General features: G+C 40.6%; 19 protein-coding genes, 1 other RNA gene and 1 pseudogene. 9 read left to right on the top strand and 12 right to left on the bottom strand.

What is annotated here, in order from left to right:
- Positions 1-236 (bottom strand): hypothetical protein (locus Q0688_RS19795; RefSeq protein WP_299081388.1); only part of this gene is annotated, 236 nt, incomplete at its 3' end.
- Between the two features lie 145 nt (positions 237-381).
- On the opposite strand from Q0688_RS19795, the gene Q0688_RS19790 reads away from it, so the two are divergent.
- Complete coding sequence (locus Q0688_RS19790) at positions 382-807, top strand: hypothetical protein (RefSeq protein ID WP_299081385.1); 426 nt, start codon at positions 382-384, stop codon at positions 805-807.
- Positions 808-1,212: 405 nt separating this feature from the next.
- Here the strand turns inward: Q0688_RS19790 and Q0688_RS19785 are convergent, their stop codons facing one another.
- The 7 genes from Q0688_RS19785 to ssrA form a co-directional block, all read right to left on the bottom strand.
- Positions 1,213-2,499, bottom strand: a complete 1,287-nt coding sequence (locus Q0688_RS19785; protein WP_299081382.1) for a VapE domain-containing protein — start codon at positions 2,497-2,499, stop codon at positions 1,213-1,215.
- A complete protein-coding gene (locus Q0688_RS19780) occupies positions 2,496-3,527 on the bottom strand; it encodes a hypothetical protein (protein WP_299081379.1) in 1,032 nt (343 codons plus the stop codon). Before Q0688_RS19780 ends, Q0688_RS19785 begins: the two co-directional genes overlap by 4 nt.
- 59 nt (positions 3,528-3,586) lie before the next feature.
- Positions 3,587-3,922, bottom strand: coding sequence for a hypothetical protein (locus Q0688_RS19775; protein WP_299081376.1), 336 nt, complete (start codon positions 3,920-3,922; stop codon positions 3,587-3,589).
- A 2-nt stretch (positions 3,923-3,924) separates the two neighbouring features.
- Entirely contained in the window at positions 3,925-4,209 is a 285-nt protein-coding gene (locus Q0688_RS19770; protein WP_299081373.1) for an AlpA family transcriptional regulator, read from the bottom strand.
- A gap of 96 nt (positions 4,210-4,305) precedes the next feature.
- Positions 4,306-4,986 carry a hypothetical protein gene (locus tag Q0688_RS19765; RefSeq protein WP_299081370.1) on the bottom strand — a complete coding sequence of 227 codons (681 nt, stop codon included), beginning with the start codon at positions 4,984-4,986 and terminating at the stop codon, positions 4,306-4,308.
- Positions 4,983-6,224, bottom strand: a complete 1,242-nt coding sequence (locus tag Q0688_RS19760) for an integrase domain-containing protein (RefSeq protein WP_299081367.1) — start codon at positions 6,222-6,224, stop codon at positions 4,983-4,985. The genes Q0688_RS19765 and Q0688_RS19760 overlap by 4 nt, the downstream gene beginning before the upstream one ends.
- A 176-nt stretch (positions 6,225-6,400) precedes the next feature.
- Positions 6,401-6,758: a transfer-messenger RNA gene (ssrA, locus tag Q0688_RS19755) on the bottom strand.
- Positions 6,759-6,912: 154 nt separating this feature from the next.
- Here ssrA and Q0688_RS19750 point away from each other — a divergent pair.
- From Q0688_RS19750 to Q0688_RS19725, 7 genes and pseudogenes are all read left to right on the top strand, one after another.
- On the top strand, positions 6,913-8,151 hold the full coding sequence (locus Q0688_RS19750; RefSeq protein ID WP_299081364.1) for an NADH:flavin oxidoreductase/NADH oxidase family protein: 1,239 nt from the start codon (positions 6,913-6,915) through the stop codon (positions 8,149-8,151).
- 258 nt (positions 8,152-8,409) lie between these two features.
- Positions 8,410-9,801: an efflux transporter outer membrane subunit gene (locus tag Q0688_RS19745; RefSeq protein WP_299081361.1), complete on the top strand. Its 1,392-nt coding sequence runs from the start codon at positions 8,410-8,412 to the stop codon at positions 9,799-9,801.
- Positions 9,794-10,999 (top strand): efflux RND transporter periplasmic adaptor subunit, encoded by a 1,206-nt coding sequence (locus Q0688_RS19740; RefSeq protein ID WP_299081358.1) that lies wholly within the window; start codon positions 9,794-9,796, stop codon positions 10,997-10,999. The genes Q0688_RS19745 and Q0688_RS19740 overlap by 8 nt, the downstream gene beginning before the upstream one ends.
- A complete protein-coding gene (locus Q0688_RS19735; RefSeq protein WP_299081355.1) occupies positions 10,996-14,247 on the top strand; it encodes an efflux RND transporter permease subunit in 3,252 nt (1,083 codons plus the stop codon). Before Q0688_RS19740 ends, Q0688_RS19735 begins: the two co-directional genes overlap by 4 nt.
- 243 nt (positions 14,248-14,490) lie before the next feature.
- Complete coding sequence (locus Q0688_RS19730; protein ID WP_299081352.1) at positions 14,491-14,955, top strand: DUF4124 domain-containing protein; 465 nt, start codon at positions 14,491-14,493, stop codon at positions 14,953-14,955.
- Between the two features lie 198 nt (positions 14,956-15,153).
- A pseudogene (locus tag Q0688_RS27675) lies at positions 15,154-15,417 on the top strand (type II toxin-antitoxin system RelE/ParE family toxin); the annotation flags it as partial.
- Positions 15,418-15,444: 27 nt separating this feature from the next.
- Positions 15,445-16,215, top strand: coding sequence for a tRNA isopentenyl-2-thiomethyl-A-37 hydroxylase MiaE (locus Q0688_RS19725; protein ID WP_299081349.1), 771 nt, complete (start codon positions 15,445-15,447; stop codon positions 16,213-16,215).
- 17 nt (positions 16,216-16,232) lie between these two features.
- Here the strand turns inward: Q0688_RS19725 and Q0688_RS19720 are convergent, their stop codons facing one another.
- The 4 genes from Q0688_RS19720 to Q0688_RS19705 all read right to left on the bottom strand — a co-directional run bounded on the left by Q0688_RS19720 (position 16,233) and on the right by Q0688_RS19705 (position 18,731).
- The gene (locus Q0688_RS19720) at positions 16,233-16,841 is read right to left on the bottom strand and encodes a FlgO family outer membrane protein (protein WP_299081346.1); all 609 of its coding nucleotides are present in this window, start codon (positions 16,839-16,841) and stop codon (positions 16,233-16,235) included.
- Positions 16,838-17,362, bottom strand: coding sequence for a FlgO family outer membrane protein (locus tag Q0688_RS19715; RefSeq protein WP_299081343.1), 525 nt, complete (start codon positions 17,360-17,362; stop codon positions 16,838-16,840). The genes Q0688_RS19720 and Q0688_RS19715 overlap by 4 nt, the downstream gene beginning before the upstream one ends.
- Positions 17,363-17,564: 202 nt before the next feature.
- On the bottom strand, positions 17,565-18,257 hold the full coding sequence (locus Q0688_RS19710) for a FlgO family outer membrane protein (RefSeq protein WP_299081340.1): 693 nt from the start codon (positions 18,255-18,257) through the stop codon (positions 17,565-17,567).
- A gap of 9 nt (positions 18,258-18,266) precedes the next feature.
- A complete protein-coding gene (locus Q0688_RS19705; protein ID WP_299081337.1) occupies positions 18,267-18,731 on the bottom strand; it encodes a FlgO family outer membrane protein in 465 nt (154 codons plus the stop codon).
- A gap of 300 nt (positions 18,732-19,031) precedes the next feature.
- On the opposite strand from Q0688_RS19705, the gene Q0688_RS19700 reads away from it, so the two are divergent.
- Positions 19,032-19,583, top strand: a complete 552-nt coding sequence (locus tag Q0688_RS19700) for an NAD(P)H nitroreductase (RefSeq protein WP_299081334.1) — start codon at positions 19,032-19,034, stop codon at positions 19,581-19,583.
- Positions 19,584-19,594 lie beyond the last annotated feature (11 nt).

Raw genomic sequence — 19,594 nt, 5'->3', positions numbered from 1 at the left:
GTTTGCAGGGGGACAGGTATTTTTCTGTCATTGATAGTAAAAATCATAGCCCTCGGCCATTCGTCCGGCGCTATTAATTCAAATATACAATGCTCTTCGCTTTGCTTAATACCCTCAAAGATATAGCTGCCTACCTTAGCATCAAGCATCTTCTTAAATGAGTTTGCTTTCAGTTTTTGATATGACTCAATATAGTTGCGCGTTTGCGCATGACTTACATGAAAACCTTTAGGCATTATTCAACCTTAATTTTTTAATGTTTTTATTTTAACTATTTCTTATATGTTAAGCCGCTATTATCTTCATTTTTCTATAATAGATTGTTTGTTGAAAAATTTATGTTATCGTAATTTACGGAACACTTTATTTAAGGATGAAAAAATGTATAAATACTTATTTTTATTAATTAACACGTTTGCATTATTAGGCTGTGCAACATCACCAAGTTACGAGTCAAAGTCTTCAGTAAATTCACAACCACCTTCTACAACTATTACAGTTAATAAACCTGATAGTTCTACCTTTATTAGTCCAACAGTATATAAAGAATATACATGTGAAGAATTAAATGAGGAGTTTATCGGGGTGTCAAAAGCTTCTTTAAATAACTTACTTAATCAAGTTGATAACTTGTCCACAAACTCTAGAGAGACAGCATTAGACAAATACAGTAGAAACCAAAAATCACAAAATTTAGATAATAAATCAGAAGATCTTGCTGCTAGAAAATATGCGATAGTTAAAGCGGCAAATAAAATTAGTTGTGTAATGTATGTAAACAATAAAAAAATTGTATTAGCAGAGTAGTCAAAATTATTTATTACGAAAAACAGGCGCATTCTTACAGTTATTGATTTTATGTGGTCTAGATAAGACTGCCGAAAACTAACTGGTTACCTAACCATCACTTAACCATTTACTTAACCAAGCTATAGGCTATATAAAATAAGACTTCGTTAGCTTTGGTTAAGTGGTTAAGCATTTTACTACTCTACAGAATTATTAGCCTTTTCTGTGTGCTGATACTCATATTTGCACCACTACCACTGCTATTTACTATTAAAAAATCTTTATTCCTACTTTTACTTAACCACCTAACCAATACTTCGTTAAGCCATATAAATAAAGGGTTGTAGCGTGGTTAAGTAAATCAATTTCACCTAACCATCACTTAACCCACCTAACCATTCACAAGGATAGAAACGGCTAATACTACGGAAAATGGTATTCAGTTCTGTTAGCACGCCCTTTGCGGGTTCTGATTAAATCTTCATTGGCGAGTTTCTTTAACGCTTTGCCAATTAGACCAGTTTCACGGCTGGTTAAATTGTCATCTTCGTCGACTAATTCACCTGCGGTAATCCAGCTCAACCTAATATTTATATGGTCATTCTCTTTAACGTACTTATCTTTGATATATTCGTACCAACTGCCTTTGTCATTGAATGATTCATTAATTGATTGAGCTAAAGTAATTTCATGCTCTGACAACATCCAACCAAAACCATCTTGATAAAGTTGTTTAACCTCAAGCCAAAACTGTTTTAACAATTCAGGGTTAGTTTGTTTAATAGATCCAGTGCCGTCATAGTGCCAACCTAATATTGTATTAAGCTTGTCCATATCAGCGGCTTTGTTCATGGCTAACACGACAAAGCGACTTGAACCCGTTTCATCTTTTAGAAAGTTGTCACCGTTCACCGTCGCGATAAAATGCGTTTGTCTTGGCTTTTTAATGTCCGTTCTTGCATATGGAGGGCGCACTGTATCAATGCTCTTTGTGATAAATGCCTTTAGTGAGCCTTGAGAATTTTTATTAGTCCGTTCTAATTCCCCAAGCTCAACAATAAACGCTCTTGTGCAAGATATAAGGCTGTCTTTATTATCGGGATTAAGTTCAGCCCCTTCTAAAAAAGCATGAGGCATAATACTAGCGATACGCTCAACATAGGCGGTTTTCTTGTAAGACTGACTGCCTTGTAATACAGGCACAAGCTTACTTTTGAAACTTCCTTCATATAGCGAAGCAACACAACCCACCAGCCAGTGTTTTATAACAGCAACGGCTAATGATTCATGTTCGGCATTTAAGCACGTTACAACCCGATTCAGTCTTGCTATACCATCCCATTCGCCACTATCAAGCCAGTGTTTTACAGGATGGTACTTATTGTTTTCTGCTAACGCGACTAAGTGATCATCTATTGCGGCTTTTGGTAATCCGAATCGACTAGCAGCGGATACAAATTCACTTCTTAATTGGTCAAAAGAAAGATCTAACTTATCACCTGTTAAATCATGGGTTTCTGGCACAAATTCAAGCATGTTAAACCTAAAACCTACACCACAATATGTTGCTAACTCTTGTAAATTATCTGCTGTATTGACCACTCTTGGCGTACCACTTGCGCTAACAACAATGTCGCTAAATTTTGGCCTATCTCTAGTCGTATTTTCTGGTAGTTCTATATCTAATGGTTTGCTAGGTGCTGGCATCATGAGTTCACCACCTTATTAAACACAGACTTTGCTTTGGTGTTCTGTTGGTGAATCGCCCATTCTTTTTTGTTGTGCTTATCGACGGCGGTAAAGTGTGTTTTTGCGATGTCCTTAATTGCTTGCTTAGCGTCGCCGCCGTAGCTGCGAATAGTTATAAAGTCGAACTGGTCAATACATTTTCCTGTCGCGCATGGATCGCTTTCATGGTGCGAATAGTAACGAGGCCTGTTGTCTGTATGACTTGTTAATATATACGCACCAGCTTTATTACTGGCTGATTCAGGTGGCAGAAATGCCGCACCTTGACGTTTATAGCCATAAGATAGCAATAAGCTTTCCCATTCATAAGACGAATTCACAGCATCAATGATAGAGACTTGGTTACCAATTAAATTTTCATTAAAAGTAGGCTTGATTGGTGCGGTTTGTTTAGCCGTTTCTTGTTGTGCTTCCTGCTCACTGCCAAATACTTTTGCATCTGCTAATAGTGCTGAGTTTTGCCCAATAAAGGCATCGCCATCAATAATAAGATGTTCGTATTTATCACCTTTAAATCGTGCGGGTAAATACATAATTTGTTGAGGTCTAGTGGCGCAGTCATCAGCCATAAACACAGAACTTAAATAACTCTCTATGGCTGCCCAATCGGCATAACGTAAAGCAACGGCTAGTTGTATGTATACTCGATAACGATTGCCATTGTCGCCTTGCTGGTGGCTTGCTGTGCTATGAATGATGTAAGAGGTAAAACCTATATTATTAAGCGCATCACTAATGCTATCAATATCAAGCTTGGTATCATCCAAATCCAACCTGAGTAAGGTAAAATTATCATGTAGTAGCGCAGTTTCTTTAAGCTTGTCCGGCGCATCAGTGGCGGCTATCACCTCTGATTTATCTTTGGCCTTTTCTGGTGTGACACTGCCTAAATCAATGGGGATTCGTATTTTATCGCATAACGTTTTCCAATCAATATAAGTAAAGTTAGACGTCACGTTATGGCTTTTTGCTGTTAAATAAATAAGCATGGTATATACTCAATTTTGTGCTGGTGGACGGTCGCCAAACTCAATCCACCAGCTAAGTTTTAGGAAGGTCGCTTTAAATTGATTTTTTTAGCGGCTTTTTTATTGTTATAAATAATGATTTGCTCAGGTGTCATAAATACAATATCTACGTTCTGGGGTGGTGTTGTTTTGGTGTAATAGCATTTAGCTAAGTCATGCACTAATGTAAAATCCAGACCACTTTTAGCCAGCTTTGACACAATGCTGTGCAAATTGTGAATCCCGATATATCTAGCCAATCTAGTATTAAACTTATAGCCATTAGAGATTAGTTTTAAAACATAGGCGATTTGAGTGTCGTAACTTTCAGGCTCAGGTAATCCTAGTTCTAAACATTTGTCTTTATGGATGCTCATAATTAAAGTCCTCCTATATTGAATTTACGTTGTTCAACTAAGGATTTAACAAGGACTTTTATTTCATCTGTTGGTATGCCTGCTATTAAGGCTTGTAATACAAGTTCGCATTCGGATTGAACAAAGCCAACACTTCTGCCGCCTAAATTTACAGCTGGCGGAAAAGTACCGTCCTGATTGCGGTTATATAATGTGGATTTTGAAAAACCTGTCATTTGTAAAACGGCAGGACGTCTGATTATTTGAAGTGGTGTGTTATTGCTGTTTATGTGAGTGTTAATGCCCATAATTAATTCCTTGTTTGATTAATTATGGTTAGTCTAGGCATTTTCTGATAAGAATTATAAGAGTATAAGGCTCGCTGAAATGACGACCGATAATCTCTATTTTTTAAACTTATAATTGTCCACTAAATAAACTCCAACCCCTTTAGCCCAGTTAGAATGGTCAACTTCATCATAATGATTACGGATATCTGCCTTGTTGTTTCCAATGGCTACCGCTTGGAGTGCGTCAGTCTTTTGGCAGCCATCGACCATTAACTTTTGTACGTCAAGCCATATCATAATTTTTTTGTTTTCATTCTCAATAGTTTTCTTCTTACTTCTGTAACTTATTTCTGTTTGTTCGATATACCATAATAATAATTCATGAAAGGCTGGGTCTAACCATGTGTCACCACTGGCTTTAAGTAGGTATTTTGTTATATTTGTGTGAGCTAACGAGTCTGGTCTTATGCTATCTTTAGTATTTGGTGTGTAATATGAAATTTCGATAATACTCTTTACTAAATTTCTAAAACTGTTTACTTCCCATATTTCATCTTTGGCTATGGGATGGTTAATTGCTCGGAGAAGGGACTTATTAGTCTTGAAAGCCTCAAAATAATCTAACACCTTATAAATAGCACTCATTAAATAATGCTCTTTGGAATGCTTTATTGCAAAGTCCTTGTCGTCAAATTGAGATAACTTAATATTGTATTGGGATTCAAAGTCTAAAATAGCTTGAGCAATTATATTTTTCAGCCAATCTTCGAAAGATTTTTTACTTGTGAATATCATAACCCTACAACCTTTAGGCCTTGATTAGATATAGTTACCTTTCCAGTTTTAGCCTGTTCTATGTGTTCAGACCACCAAGTCATTAATATTTGTCTGCGTTCTAAATATTCTGCTCTATTGTATGCACGTCTTACTTCATTCTTGTCTACATGAGCTAGTGCGGCTTCAATGACGTCACCGTCAAAACCTTGTTCATTTAAGGTTGTGCTGGCTAATGCTCTCATTCCATGAGCAACAAGCTTTTGATGGAATCCCATACGTTTTAGTGCCATGTTTGCTGTTGAACTATTTATATGTAAACGGGGATTTCTGTCTGCTGGAAAAATATATTCTCTATGACCACTAATAGGTTGTAACCGTTCTAATAATTCTATGGTTTGTTTTGTTAGTGGTACGGCGTGTTCACGCTTCTTTTTCATGCGTTCTGCAGGAATAACCCAAAGTTTATTTTCTAAATCTATCTCTGACCACTTAGCACCAGCCGCTTCGGTTGGCCTAACCATTGTGTGAAGCTGCCATTCAATTAAACAACGAGTTACTATTTTTATGCTGGCGTAACTGATAGCGGTCATCAATTCAGGAAGTTGAGAAGGGGATAGGGTGGGCATGTTTTGTTTTTCAGGTTTTTTAAATGCCGCCTTTATTCCTGTTAGTGGATTAGCATGTATAAGGCCAGTATTAACTGCATAATTCATTATTTCATTCAAACGCTGTGTTAATCGCTTAACTGTTTCAAGGCTGCCTTTTGCCGCAATTGGTTTTAGTACATCAATAACTATAGGCGCGCTAATTTTACTTATTGGTTTTTTAGCTAATGCTGGAAAAATATGTAATTCTAATGAACGCCATAAGTCTTTAGCATGATCTGGACTTATTTCTGAATTCTTTACTTGAAACCAATTGGTCGCCACTTGCTCAAGTGTGTTACTCAACTGATCTGTTTTGTGGCGGGCTAATGCGTCTTTATGCTCTTTGGGATCAATATCTTTGGCTAACAACTCTCTAGCTTTATCTCTTAAAATTCTAGCCGCGGCTAATCCTATATTTGGATAAGTCCCGAATGCCAGTTCTGCACGCTTTTTAATAAATGGTTTATTGTAAATAAATACCCACGATTTAGATCCGTTGGTTCTTACTTTGAGCACTAACCCAAAGCCATCAAATAGTTTGTATGACTTATCTTTTGCCTTAGCTTGTTTTACTTCTGTAGGTGATAGTGGTTTAGTGTTTTTAGCCATAATAGGGGGCTCATATTGTATGTTTATATAGCGAACCCCCCAAAGACTACCCCAAAAAGGTTGAGTGTCAATAATTATAAATAAGCGTAAATAACCTCTGAATAGCCTTGTAGTCTGGTTTTTATTGATTTTTAGGCATAAAAAAAGCCGCTAAAAAGCGGCTTTAATTATCGAGTTGGTGGAGCTGGCGGGACTCGAACCCGCGTCCAAAACACGTCAACCGTCGGTACTACATGCTTATTTTGTCTTTTATTTAACTACGTGGAACTCCGACAAACAGGATTTCGTTGCAGCTGGCCTAATACTGTTTCGCGGTTCACCCTTAGACAAGGTTCCCTCGCTATCCTGCTGGGATGACCTTCCGAACCTCTACTAGCAGAAAGAGTATGAGTGGAAGGGCTTAGCCGGTTATTAAGCGGCTAGAGCGTAGTTTTCGTCGTTTGCGACTATTTAAATGCGGCTTTTTACGAGGCAAACCGCTCCTCGACATGCACCTAAAGCGTCTAGAATCTTGTCGAATCCAAAATCAGCCCCAAGTTGTTGGTTGCAAACTACCAACAGACACATACTAACATAGGCTGAGGTGCTGTGAATACCGTGTTTTGGGAAATCTTGTTACAAAGCTTGTTTGCTAAGCAAATAGCCCAATATAATGAGCATAATTTATGCAGTAATTAACAGGCTCCCCATGACAAGTTCAATATTCACGTCTTTCACATTACCCAATGGTCAAATTCTTAAAAATCGTATGGTGAAGGCGGCCATGGAAGAAAACCTTGCCACAGTTGAACATCTACCAGGAAAAGAGCTTAAGCAGCTGTATAAAACCTGGGCTGACGGTGGAGTAGGGCTGATCATTACCGGCAATGTGATGGTTGATCATTTAGCCATGACTGGCCCTGGTGGGGTGGTGTTAGAGCAAGATACTGATTTAGTCCCTTTTACAGAATGGGCGGCGTTATCAAAAGCCAATAACACTAAAGTCTGGATGCAAATTAACCATCCGGGGCGGCAGGTGTTTAAAAAAATGGGCGGCAAAGTATTGTCGCCTTCTGATGTGGCTTTGAATATGGGTAAACATTCGGGGATGTTTTCTACGCCAACGCCTATGGATGAAACACAGATCCAAGATGTGATTCAACGCTTTACCACTACCGCGCAAAAAGCCCAGCAGGCGGGTTTTGATGGCGTTGAAGTACATGCTGCCCATGGCTATTTGTTGGCGCAGTTTTTGTCGCCTCTTACCAATAAGCGTCAGGATAAATGGGGGGGGAGTCTAGAAAATCGCGCCCGGTTATTAATGGACATCATTCGCGCTATTAAAGCGGTATGCAGCGAGGATTTTGCCATAGCAGTTAAACTAAATTCTGCCGATTTTCAGCGAGGTGGTTTTGATGTAGAAGACGCCGAGCAAGTGGTAAAAATGTTAGCCGATTTGAATGTTGACCTCGTTGAGCTATCTGGTGGTAGTTACGAAGCACCTGCCATGCAAGGACGTTCGGGGGACGAGCGAACCTTAGCAAGAGAAGCTTATTTCTTAGAGTTTGCCAGTAAGATTGCCGAAAATGTGGCTATGCCTATTATGACCACGGGTGGTGTTCGCCGCTTAGAGGTGGCCAATCAAGTAATAGAAAGTGGCGTGCAACTTGTGGGCATAGCGAGTGCCTTGGCCATTACCCCAGATTTACCTAATAAATGGCAGAAAAATCCTCATGAACTAGGGCATATCCCTGTAGTGAATTGGAAAGATAAAACCCTAAGCGGATTGGCAGTCATGGCTTTAGTTAAACAACAATTACGCAGAATAGCGGCAGGAAAATCAACCAAAACAAAGGCGTCACCATTGTGGGCCGTTATTTCTGACCAATTACGCAGTGCAAAATTAACTAAGCGATATAAAAAACAACACAGCCAAGAGGTTTCGTAATTGATCTAGGCAGTCTATGCGTTAGGGGAAGCTTTTAAAAGAATTTACATTCCAAGTTTGAAAGTCAGCCCCTTTACGCCTCTACCTTATCCCAATAATGGATTTAAAATATATTGTTTAGTTTTGACTGAACGTAATAAACAAAGTACCTTATAGGCCTATTTAAAGCATCACTTAACTGCGTTTGTGATGAGATTATATGGATGAAAAAGTAATTCATATAAGCCATTACATTGCTAAATAATACAGAGCTTATTCATGTCTATTCGCTGCATCCCACTTTTTTCCATTATTTTTCTATCTGCTTGTGCCTCTGTATCTGTGCCTGATGACAGCAAAATACTTGAAAATGTGCCAAGTGAATGGGCAACAGACACAACCCAAGGGGCGGTAGAGGCCAGTTGGTGGTTAGGCTTTAACGATCCTGTATTAACGTCACTAATTGAAGAAGCCTTACTTAAGAATCCCCGATTATTGCAGACTAAGGCGCAAACTTCTCAGGCTTTGGCTCAAGCTACCATTGCTGGGGCGAACCGATTACCCCAATTGAGTGCCTCACTCAGCCCGTCTAAACAAAAAGTTTTAAGCAGTGGCGGTCAAGAGGGGACAAACAGGATCATTTCTGAATCCTATGGAAGTTCACTTAATGTGTCTTGGGAGGTTGACCTTTGGGGACGCCTAAGTGTGCTGTCGGCTGCGGCACAAGCAGAATTTTTAGCTTCAAAACAAAATTTTAGGGCAGTACAAACGTCAATTGCAGCGCAAACTGCTAAAGCCTATTTTAGCGTGATTGAAGCTAGGCAGCAGGTTGCTTTGTCCCAAAGTACAGTAGACATTATAGAAGAAACAACCCGTCAAGTGAGTAATAGGGCGGATGCAGGAGTCGTTGCCCCTACGGATAAGTTATTAGCCATTAATAACCTTGAAATGGCGCGGGCAGGGCTTGCTTTACGGCAAAATATGTTGCAAAACCTAACTCGACAGCTTGAAACGCTACTGGGCAATTACCCCAATAACAGTATTGAAACACCACAGCATTTACCGATCATTCCGTCTCTTCCTAAGGTGGGGGTGCCGGCAGATTTACTTAAACGAAGACCTGATTTGATGGCGGCCGAGCTAGGACTAAAGGCCGCAGGTTTTCGCGAAGCAGCGAGTCGTAAAGCGCTGTTACCTTCTATTACCCTTACAGGCTCAGCGGGCTTTCAAAGTAATGAGTTTTCTGAGCTTTTAAAAGGGAATTTTTCAGTATGGTCTATCGCTGGGCAGCTAGTTCAGCCTATATTTCAGGGGGGACGTTTGCGAGCCAATGTGGACTTTTCAAAAGCTCAACAGCAAGCAGCAGCGCAAGCCTATGTAGAATTGGCGCTGAGTTCATTTTTTGAAGTGGAGGCTGCTTTAGCCAGCGAAGCATTTCTACAAGACCGTGAAACCGCATTTGTAAAAGCCTCCGATGCCTCGTCCGAGGCCCAGCGTATTGCACTCAACCGCTATGAACAGGGGGTAACTTTGTTTTTAACTGTGCTTGAATCACAACAAAGAGCGCTGGATACCCGTAGTGCTTTAATTGAAACCCGTTTATCCCGCCTTAACAACCGAATTGACTTGCACCTAGCATTAGGTGGTGGCTTTGAGGCAAATCATGACTGAGACATTAACAATGAAACAAAAAGTTATAATATTGAGTGGGTTAGCATGGCTATTAAATGCCTGTGGCCAAGACGATAACCTCCAAGAATCTGCCGAGCCAACGCCTACCGAAATTAGCGTTGCGGCCACAAATGTTGTACGTGCTGATGTACATACTTGGATATTTGCTGAAGGCACCGCGAGGGCGCTTAATCGAGAGTTCTTGAGTTTTGAGAGTGCAGGGCGCATTGCCTTTGTTGATCCAAATTTAAAAGAGGGTGATAGGGTTAAAAAAGGGCAGCTAATTGCTTATCAAGAAAAAAACCTTCCGGCTAATGGCAACAACAGTGCAGAGTCGTTGTCTCATGCCTCGATTCGAGATGCTCAAGCTAATTTAAAGCTGGCAGAAAAAACCTATAACCGTTTTAATAAATTACTGCAGCAAAAGTCTGCTTCGCAACAAGAATATGACGAGGCAAAAGCGAAATTTGAGCAAGCCCGAGTGGCTTATCAAAATGCGTCTATTGTGGCTGACGAGTCACGTATCGTATCACCTATAAATGGGATGTTGGCGCGCTTAAATATTCAACAAGGTTTTTATTTTTCCCCTTCCCAAGTGCAGTCTACCAGCGAAGCTGGCGCCCTAAGCACAGTGCCCATTGTTATTATTGACCCTTCAGAATTTGAAGTGACAGTTAGTTTGCCGGCATTTTATTATCGTCAGCTTCAAGTCGGCTCGGCTGTGCTTTTTCAACAAGGTCGCGTGCAAAAAGCGTCAATGAGTGCCCTTGAATCGCAAAATGAAAGTGCAATTAAAGGGTTTGTGTATGCCATCAGTCCCTCAGTTGATCCAGATACCCGCACGTTTTCAGTAAAGCTTCGTAGCACTCAAGGTGAACAATTTTTACAAGATGGAGAGTATTTATCGGCTTGGATTGCCGGCCCGGTTAGTGAAAACGTATTAACAATTCCTATAGGAAGTACACGATTTGAAAATAACCAGCCCTATGTGTTCGTAGTCGATCCTAATACTAATAAAGTCGAAAAAGTATTTGTTACTCTGGGTTTACAGGGGCGAGATCGCCGAGAAGTATTAAAGGGCCTTGCCCTTGACGATATGGTGATCACTAAAGGCAGGTCGCGCCTGTCTGATGGCGATTTAGTGCGCATCATAAGCGATGATAGTAAAGCCAGTACTAAGCAGGGTACAGTATTGTGAGTCCCACTCAGCAACAGGTAACGGAACCAACAGCGGCCACTAAAAAGCCAATAAAAGAAAGCAAAGAAGTGGCTAGTGCCCATTCGTTAGCGCGCTTCTTTTTTCTGCAAACTACTTTCGGTATTTTATTTACCTTACTGTTAACTGCCGGTGGTTTTTTTGCCTATAACAACCTTACCCAAGAATCATTACCTGATTTAGATATTCCTAATGCGACTGTTACAACCTTATGGGCCGGAGCCGATCCTCAAACTATAGAGGAGCAAATTACTCAAGAGATTGAAGATGAAATAGCCACACTGAAGGGTTTGAAGACGTTTTCAAGTGCATCTTTTGATTCTTATTCAATAATTGCGGTGGAATTTACCGCCGAATCAGACACAGCGCAGGCCATGCAACGGCTGCGGGATGCGGTATCTGATGCGCAAAGTAGTTTACCAAAAGAAGCGGAGTCGCCAGATATTCAGCAGGTAGCCGTTGACGATAGACCCATTATGACAGTGACTTTACATGGTAATGCATCTGACGTGTCTCTTAATAATCTTGCGGAAACCTTACAAGAACGTATCGAAACCATAAGTGGAGTAAGTGAGGTTAATCTTGGGGGAGCGCGAGATGAAATAATTCAAATATTGCTCGATCCTGAGCGTCTTTTAGCCCTTGGGATTTCACCTACAAAAGTAAGTCAAGGGATTAATGCCGCGAACATTAATCAACCGTTTGGTGAAATTGACAGTCAGAAAATTGGTGCCGTCGTAAGATTAGAAGGCAAGATCACCAGTGTCGACAGCTTAAGCGACTTACCTATAGTTCGACTAGGAGGAGCGTTTGATAAACGCCCAGTACGGCTTAAGGAATTGGGTTCGATAACCAGGCAATTAGAGAAAGAACAAACCCGCGCTTTTTTCAGTGAAAGCGGCAGTGATTTTGGTAAAACCATCGAAGTCAGTATCAAAAAAGCGCCTGGGGCAGATACAGTAAAACTGATTGCTTCAATAGAAGAGTCATTAACGGCTTGGCAACAAAATAATTTTTGGCCTAAAGATATCCAGTTTTCTGTTACTCAGAATGAAGCCAATCAAATTCGAGACTCGCTAACTAACGTTTTTTCAAATGGCTTACAGGCTATGTTGGCCGTGTTTGTCATTTTATTTGTGGTCCTCACTTGGCGTGAAGGACTCGTCGCAGGCATTTCTATTCCTTTGTCATTTTGTGGTGCTCTGGTACTGATTTGGATGTTGGGGTACAGCCTGAACGAGCTAGTCATTATTGGCATGGTGTTGGCGCTCGGGCTGTTGGTTGATGTGTTTATTTTGATGATGGAAGGTTTACACGAAGAAATTTACACTCATAAAAAGACGTTTGGTCAAGCCGCGTTGGCCACTATTGCCAAATATGGTATGCCCGCATTTGCTGGACAACTCACAACTATTTTGGCCCTAGCGCCCCTAATGGCAATTGGTGGGATCTCCGGTAAATTTATACGAGTGCTGCCAGTAACAGCCATTGCCTGTTTAGTGGTGGCTTTTGCCGTTGCCTTATTGGCAAGCGTACCATTGTCACGGTACGTATTAGGTCGCGTGGCTAAACACGGGGCCGATATTAAAAAAACGCAAGCCGATAGGGTGTTAGAAAATGTATCAAGTTCAGTCAAAAAATGGAGCCTTAGTTCAACTTTAAAGTCTAAAAAGCGCGCTATGGTTTGGGTGACGGGAGCACTTTTACTTTTTATGCTTTCTTTAATTGCTGCAAGTCGCATTCCTATGGAGTTGTACCCAGCCGCAGATGGGCTTAATTTGGGTATTAATATCGAATTACCCCCTTCGACAACTATAGATACTAGCCAACAAGTTGCTGATGCCGTGGGTGAAATATTGCAGCAAAAGCCTTACTTTGACAGTGTTATCAAATTAGTTGGCCGTAAAAGTCCTTTGGCGTCAGCGTCAATTCTTTCGGCACTAGAGCCATCTCAAGCTGAAAATTTTATCGGTTTTTCAATCACCTTTGTTGAGCCAGAAAACCGTGAAAAATCCAGTTTTGTATTAGTTGACGAGCTTAGAAGTGAATTGAGAGACTATTTAAGCGCTAACGTAGTAGGAGCAACGCTTTTAGTCGTGGGTGAATCAGGCGGGCCCAGTACAGGCGATCCTATATCCATAACCATTACTGGTACCGACATGAATCAATTGCGCTCGCTATCAGCCCAAGTACAGGCGCGTCTAAAAGAGGTGCGAGGTACAACAGATGTTCGCAACAATCTAGGCAGTGTGAAAGGAGAAATCGCGTTAATACCAAACCGTGAAGCGGCAGATTTTTTTGGCCTAAGTCAACAAGACTTAGCTTCACAAATTCGTTTCGCGTTGGCTAATGATAAGATTGGTACGTTTGCCACTGTGGGCCCTGAAGACGATATTGATATTCGCTTAGGACTGGATTGGGCAAGTCGAGCAGGTTCGGGAGGAGGGCCAACCGAAGTAAAAGAGTTTTCAATGATTAGGGCATTTACCGCTGAAGGTAATACAGTGGCTTTGGGGTCTTTGCTATCAGCCAATATGTCAGAAGCTCCTACCTCGATCATTCATAAAGATGGGGATCGCTCAATCAGTGTGTTGGCGAAAATTTCCAGTCGCAACGTAAACGAAATCACTGCCGAATTTACTCCCATATTAAAACGCATCAGCGAAGACTGGCCTGCGGGTTACAACTGGTCCATTGGTGGGGAAGCCGAAGAAACTGCTGAAACATTTGGATCAGCAGGGGCCATGCTCGTTGTGGCCTTGATTATGGTATTTGGCGTATTGGTCATTGTTTTTGACTCATTTAAGCAAGCCTTTATTATTTTAGTCACTATGCCACTGGCGTTAACCGGCACCTTTTTGGGATTTTGGCTCACTGGCATGTCGCTGAGTTTCTTTGCGGTTATTGGGGTGATATCACTGATTGGTGTTGTTGCTAACAATGGTATTGTCATGGTAGATACAATGAATAATCTATTGCGAGAAGGCGCTACTATTGCTAATGCCGCTGCCGACGGTGCAGCAGCTCGATTACGCCCGATTTTAACTACATCTATAACCACAGTAGTTGGGTTAGTGCCTTTGGCAATAGGCAGTCCAATGTATGCACCACTTTGTTATGCAATCATTTTTGGTTTAGTGGCTTCTACCATTTTATCTATCGTGATTGTGCCTTGTTTATATCTATTATTAACCGGTGATAATGAGCGAGAAGCGAGTAATCTTGATTAATTGTGAAATAGGCTGGGTGATGAACCAGCGTGGTTACAAACCTGCCTAAAGTGCAGTCGCCAGTCATTATAAACTTGCTAATAATCAGCCTAGTTTAAATACAAAAATATACCTTAGGATAAAACCAACTTTGGGAAATGAGCGAACTATATGCTATCACTAGGAGATGATTAAAAAGGTGCATGATCGACTCTCAATAACACCTTAGTGAGGCTCTGCACATGTTTTAGGAACAAATAAGCTATGTGGGTACGTTATTTCTTGTTTTTTATTCTTATCAATCTGTTAGGTACTTTTGCTGTTGCTCAATCTAATCAGGTTTACAAATGGACCGATGAATTTGGGGTCACCCATTTGTCTCAATATCCCCCTGAAGATAAGGGGGATAATCTGAAGGTAGAAAAAGTGCAGGTTTTTATCCCCACTACAGAATTAACAAAAGAGAAAAGCAACAAGGCGCGTATAGAAAAAATAAACCAATATTTCGACCAAAGAAAAACTGCTAAACAAACGCAATTACAAGCCTCAAAAGCAGCACAAACAGATAAAGAGAACTGTACACTCGCCCGCAACAATCTAAAACTTTACCAAAGTGGCCAAAGAATAAGAACCCGCGCCGATGCCAACAGCGAACCACAAGTATTAACTGAAAAAGAGCGCGCTAAACGTATCGAGCGCTCAGAAAAAAATATTCAGTCTTATTGTTGAGTTATAGACTTAGCCGTAAAGTAGCTAAATATGCACGCTGGCAGCAAGAAAACAAACCAGACAGTTGCTATAAAGAGCAGAAAATATCTATAATCTCATCAATAGTATGATTTTTCATGTTTTTGGGGAAAATATGTCATCAATACGCAAAACTATTTCGGTTACTGAACAACAGGATGAGTTTGGCTTTCTCCAAAAGCATCGCAAGATTTAGAACCTATTTGGACCTACTCTTTTGAGCGATGGGGTCAAGTGAAGGCCGATCACTATACCGATAGTTTATTTTCAGCTTTTGGTGAGCTTGCGAACTCTTCTAAACTGGCAATTTCATGTGACCATATTAGGGTAGGGTATCGATTTTGTAGGGAAGGCAAACACGTTGTTTATTTCAAAATGACTGTTTATGGCATTGCGATTATCCGAATTTTGCATGAGCGCATGCTACCTAGTCTTCATCTTTAACGTTTAACCAACACTGGAAACGCTTTTTTGAATATTTCAGAACTACTTTCACCAATAAACTTTTTTCTACAATGTGAAACACCAGAAACCTGGATCCATGAAGCCATCAAAGCTGAAAACTTAGCTACTTTATTAGTTGATCACGCAAATTGCGAATTAAAAGCCGCCCAAACCGCGATGTTGTTACTGAGACGCTATGCGGTTGATCAGCAAAGTAGTGACGCATTGCTTGCTTGGTTAAAACCTTATGAAGATTTTGTTTATCGTAAAATTGGCAAGGGCGATTTTAGTCAGTATAAAAGTTTGTCAAAAAAGCTGATCAGTAAATCCGATTTTGAACATGGCGATGAGTTAATCAGCAAAATGGTGTTGTTGATTAAAGAAGAGTTGCATCATTTTCAACAGGTTTGGGAGATCATGCAGAGTAGGGGAATTGCTTACGATAACCTTGCCGCTTCACGTTATGCTAAAGGTTTGATGAAACATGTGCGTACCCACGATCCTGTAAAACTCAGTGACACGTTAATTTGTGGTGCTTATATCGAAGCGCGCTCTTGTGAACGTTTTGCCACACTTGCCCCTTGCCTTGATGATGAGCTAAATAAGTTTTATTTGTCATTATTGCGGTCAGAAGCTCGCCATTTTGAAGACTACCTTGCGTTAGCGAAGCAAATTGCTGATGAGGATATTAGTGACCGAATCCAATTTTTTGGAAAAATTGAATCAGAGTTAATCTCTACACCTGACACAGATTTTAAGTTTCATAGCGGAATGCCTGTGCTCAGTCGATCGATTTAATTTTCTATTATTTGTGGTTAATTAGCGCGAAGCTGAGTTTGGCCTAAGTGCTCTATTACAAAGTAAGGGATCACTAAGGTAGATGCTGCTATGACCCTTTTAGTGTCGATATCAAACAGTTTACTGTTCACTCGTACCCCATTACTTTGGTAAATAAGATTACCTGATAATGCACAGCATAGGTTGTTAAATTGTGATTGCTGCTTCCGAGAAAAAACAAAGCCTCCCTGGGTATTCACATTTATTGCCCCTGAAGCGTTTATATCGGCTACTGCGTATCCAGCTTGGTTCATTTCAATTAAAAAAGCTTCAGCTAATTGGTTACCTAGCATATTAGTTTTAATCAAAGAGTCATCAAACTCTACAAAAGAGGAAACTGCAATGGCTTGATTAAATGCGGGACTAAATTGAAAGTCCATGACCATTTGTTTGGCATAGTCGTTTAAGCTTTTGTTGTGATGGCGTGGCGCGTACAAAGAATAGTCACGAATATCCATTGCCCTGCTGGATTCGGCGTCAGCTTCGAGTAACTCAGATGTCACACTAAAATCCTGATTTTGATTGGTGGATAAGCAACCCGTAAAGACAATTGCTAATACTATGAAGCATAAAGTGTTTTGGTTCATTCGGAGGCCCCTTTTACTATGTTCGCCGGTTCGGCTCGTTTTTCGGCGGCGAGCATATTCACTAACTTACTAGGAATAAGGGTTTGCGCTGCAGCTAATATGGTTTTATTGGCGACATCAACAATTCTAGCGTGCAAAATATAGCCTGTTTTAGCATCAGTCATAGTGCCTACTAATACGTAATCGATATTGGCTTCATCTTTTATTTCAAGATGATCACGGGATAATGAAAAGTCTCCTTCTGGGGTAACGCGAATAAAATCGGTCACTTTATAATCCAAGGTCGTAATTCCCTGTCGATGAAGCTCTTGCATACAAGCATTAGCCAGAAAATGACCCAAATCATTAGTGGTTTGGTAGTTAGAGTTGGCAAAAACAAAATTGGTTACTGCTACAGCGTTAGATGACTCTAGGGATTGCAAATTACCTTCCATATCAGCAATAAGTTGGGCAACATAATCTTGCAACGCTAAGGGCCTATCAGTAATTGTTGGCACTGCCAATGTAGTATTTTGAAACATAACACCAGAATGACTGACCTGTTCAAAATTGTGGGTACATGCGCTGCTAATAAATAATAAACTGCAGCTAATGAATAGTAAGGGTTTCAAATTTCAAACCTCAATGTTGATAAGTAGTGTAAGTTAGCAGCATGATATTTTGTTAAGGTCATGTCACAGACTTCGGCTTAGTTAGTCACTTTATACGATTGATTTGCGGATGTTATTCACTAATCAATTTTATCCCGCCTTGATTGCTGTTATTCATAAGCGAGTTGGTTATGTGAGACGGCAAGAAGCCTTGGGCAGATGCCATGACTGCCTTTGTTTTGAACGCGACTATGCGAGCATTAACTAAGGTGCCACCTTGTTGTTTAGTTAGTGTGCCAAGCAGCACGTATTCTGCAGCTATTTGGGTTGTTAACTCCAAATAGTCGCGGCTTAATACAAAATCTCCGCTTTTGGTTATGCGGATATAATCTGTGGTTTTAAAATCGATGGCTGGGATCCCGAATTTATGAATTTCATGGATAAAACTTTCAGCTATTTGATTGCCCAATGTACCCGAACTTGATAAGTCATCATCAAGAACCACAAAGCTAGATACTACTATGGGAGATGTGTTACTCACTCCTCGCATATTTGAGACCAAATCTTGCATTATGTCGCGCACGTAATGGTTAATGTTCACATTTTTGCGAGAGATATTACTGTTGAGCTTATTGTTAGAGTGCGTGATTTGATGTTTATACTGATTTTGAAAAAGAGTACTGGCTTGGTACGGGCTCATTTCATCAGTATTGACTGCAATAACAATAGGTTGACTCTGAGTTTGCCTATCTTCACGTACTAAATCTGTGTTGGAGCAACCACATATAATAGAGCTGATAAATAATCCTACAATTAATGATTTCATTGGGCTCACCTAATAGTTGCTTCGATAAATTTGGTTGTGCTTAAGTTTAACTTTTGAATCACTCCACATCACATCATTGGGTACATAATCTGTGGCCGCGGCAAGTACGATGTTTTCTGGTAATTGTATTAAGCGAATATTGACCATAGTGTTGCTTTCTTGTTGGCTGTAAGTACCTGTTAAAAAGTAATCTGCAGAAATAGAAGCATGGAGCTGATCTACATCTCGGCTCAGCATTTTATCAGCCTGTCGCTCAATTTTAATATTTGGCATGGTCTTAAAGTCTATGACTTTTAAGCCTGCTTGGGTGGCAAATGTCATTAAGCTTTCTTGAATTTGTAATCCTAGAGCCGCATCAGAGGGCAAAGGTTCGCCGCTTGTAGGCAGAGCCGGTAAAATAGTGCCTACAGCAATGGTATGAGCGGGATCGATAAACTGTGAGGTGGTTAACAGCTGCCGAGTGAGCTTTTCCACATGGTGATGCAATGAATTTGATGGGTGATGGAAGACAACCCTTGCATGCGCTACTCCATGATTATCATGAGTTTCAGCGCAGCCCCCAGTTAAAACTGCGATTAGGAGGAGTAAACATAATGTTGGTTTAGAGTTCATAGCTTTGATTAAGGCTTTTATTAATTTCTATGGAAATATAGCAAATAAAGTGCCAAAAAAGGTGGAGCTAAAGTATTTTCGATAAAGCATTAAAAAACAACGGCAGCTATACGCCTTTTTGATTAGGATAGCGCACAACAACAATATTTATGGAAAAGGCCAATGCAGGCACTAGATTTATTACTGAATCGTAGCTCTCAACCTCGATTACAAGCTCCGGTTCCCCAAGGGCAGGCGCTTGAAAATATCAAACAAGCCGCTTTACGGGCACCAGACCATGCTTGTTTAACGCCTTGGCAGTTTGTTGTGTGTCAAAATCAAGGATTAATACGCTTAGGACAAGTCTTTGAGCAAGCAGCCATTGCCGCGAAGAAAAGTGACAAAGATATTGCGCGAGCTCCGCAGTTACCTATGCGAGCCCCTATGGTCATAGTAACTATCGCCAAATATAGCGAGCATGAAAAAGTACCTTGGGTTGAACAAATTGCTTCAGCATCCTGTGCGGTACACAGCATGCAAATGGCGGCCCTTGCCCAAGGTTTTGCTGGCGTATGGCGTACCGGAAGTTATGCCCAAGACAAAAATGTCAAACAGGCCTTCAGATTGTCTGAGCAAGACGAAATTGTAGGTTTTCTTTATTTAGGGTCGTCACCAATCAGCCCTTTAAGTAAACCCAAAAAAGCCAGCGGCGATTTTTTTGAACACTGGGATTAGTTTCCTTAACT

Origin of the sequence: uncultured Paraglaciecola sp. (assembly GCF_937123705.1) — a bacterium.
GTDB lineage: Bacteria > Pseudomonadota > Gammaproteobacteria > Enterobacterales > Alteromonadaceae > Paraglaciecola.
The sequence above is the reverse complement of the archived record's forward strand: the minus strand, read 5'-3'. Positions and strand labels throughout refer to the sequence as shown.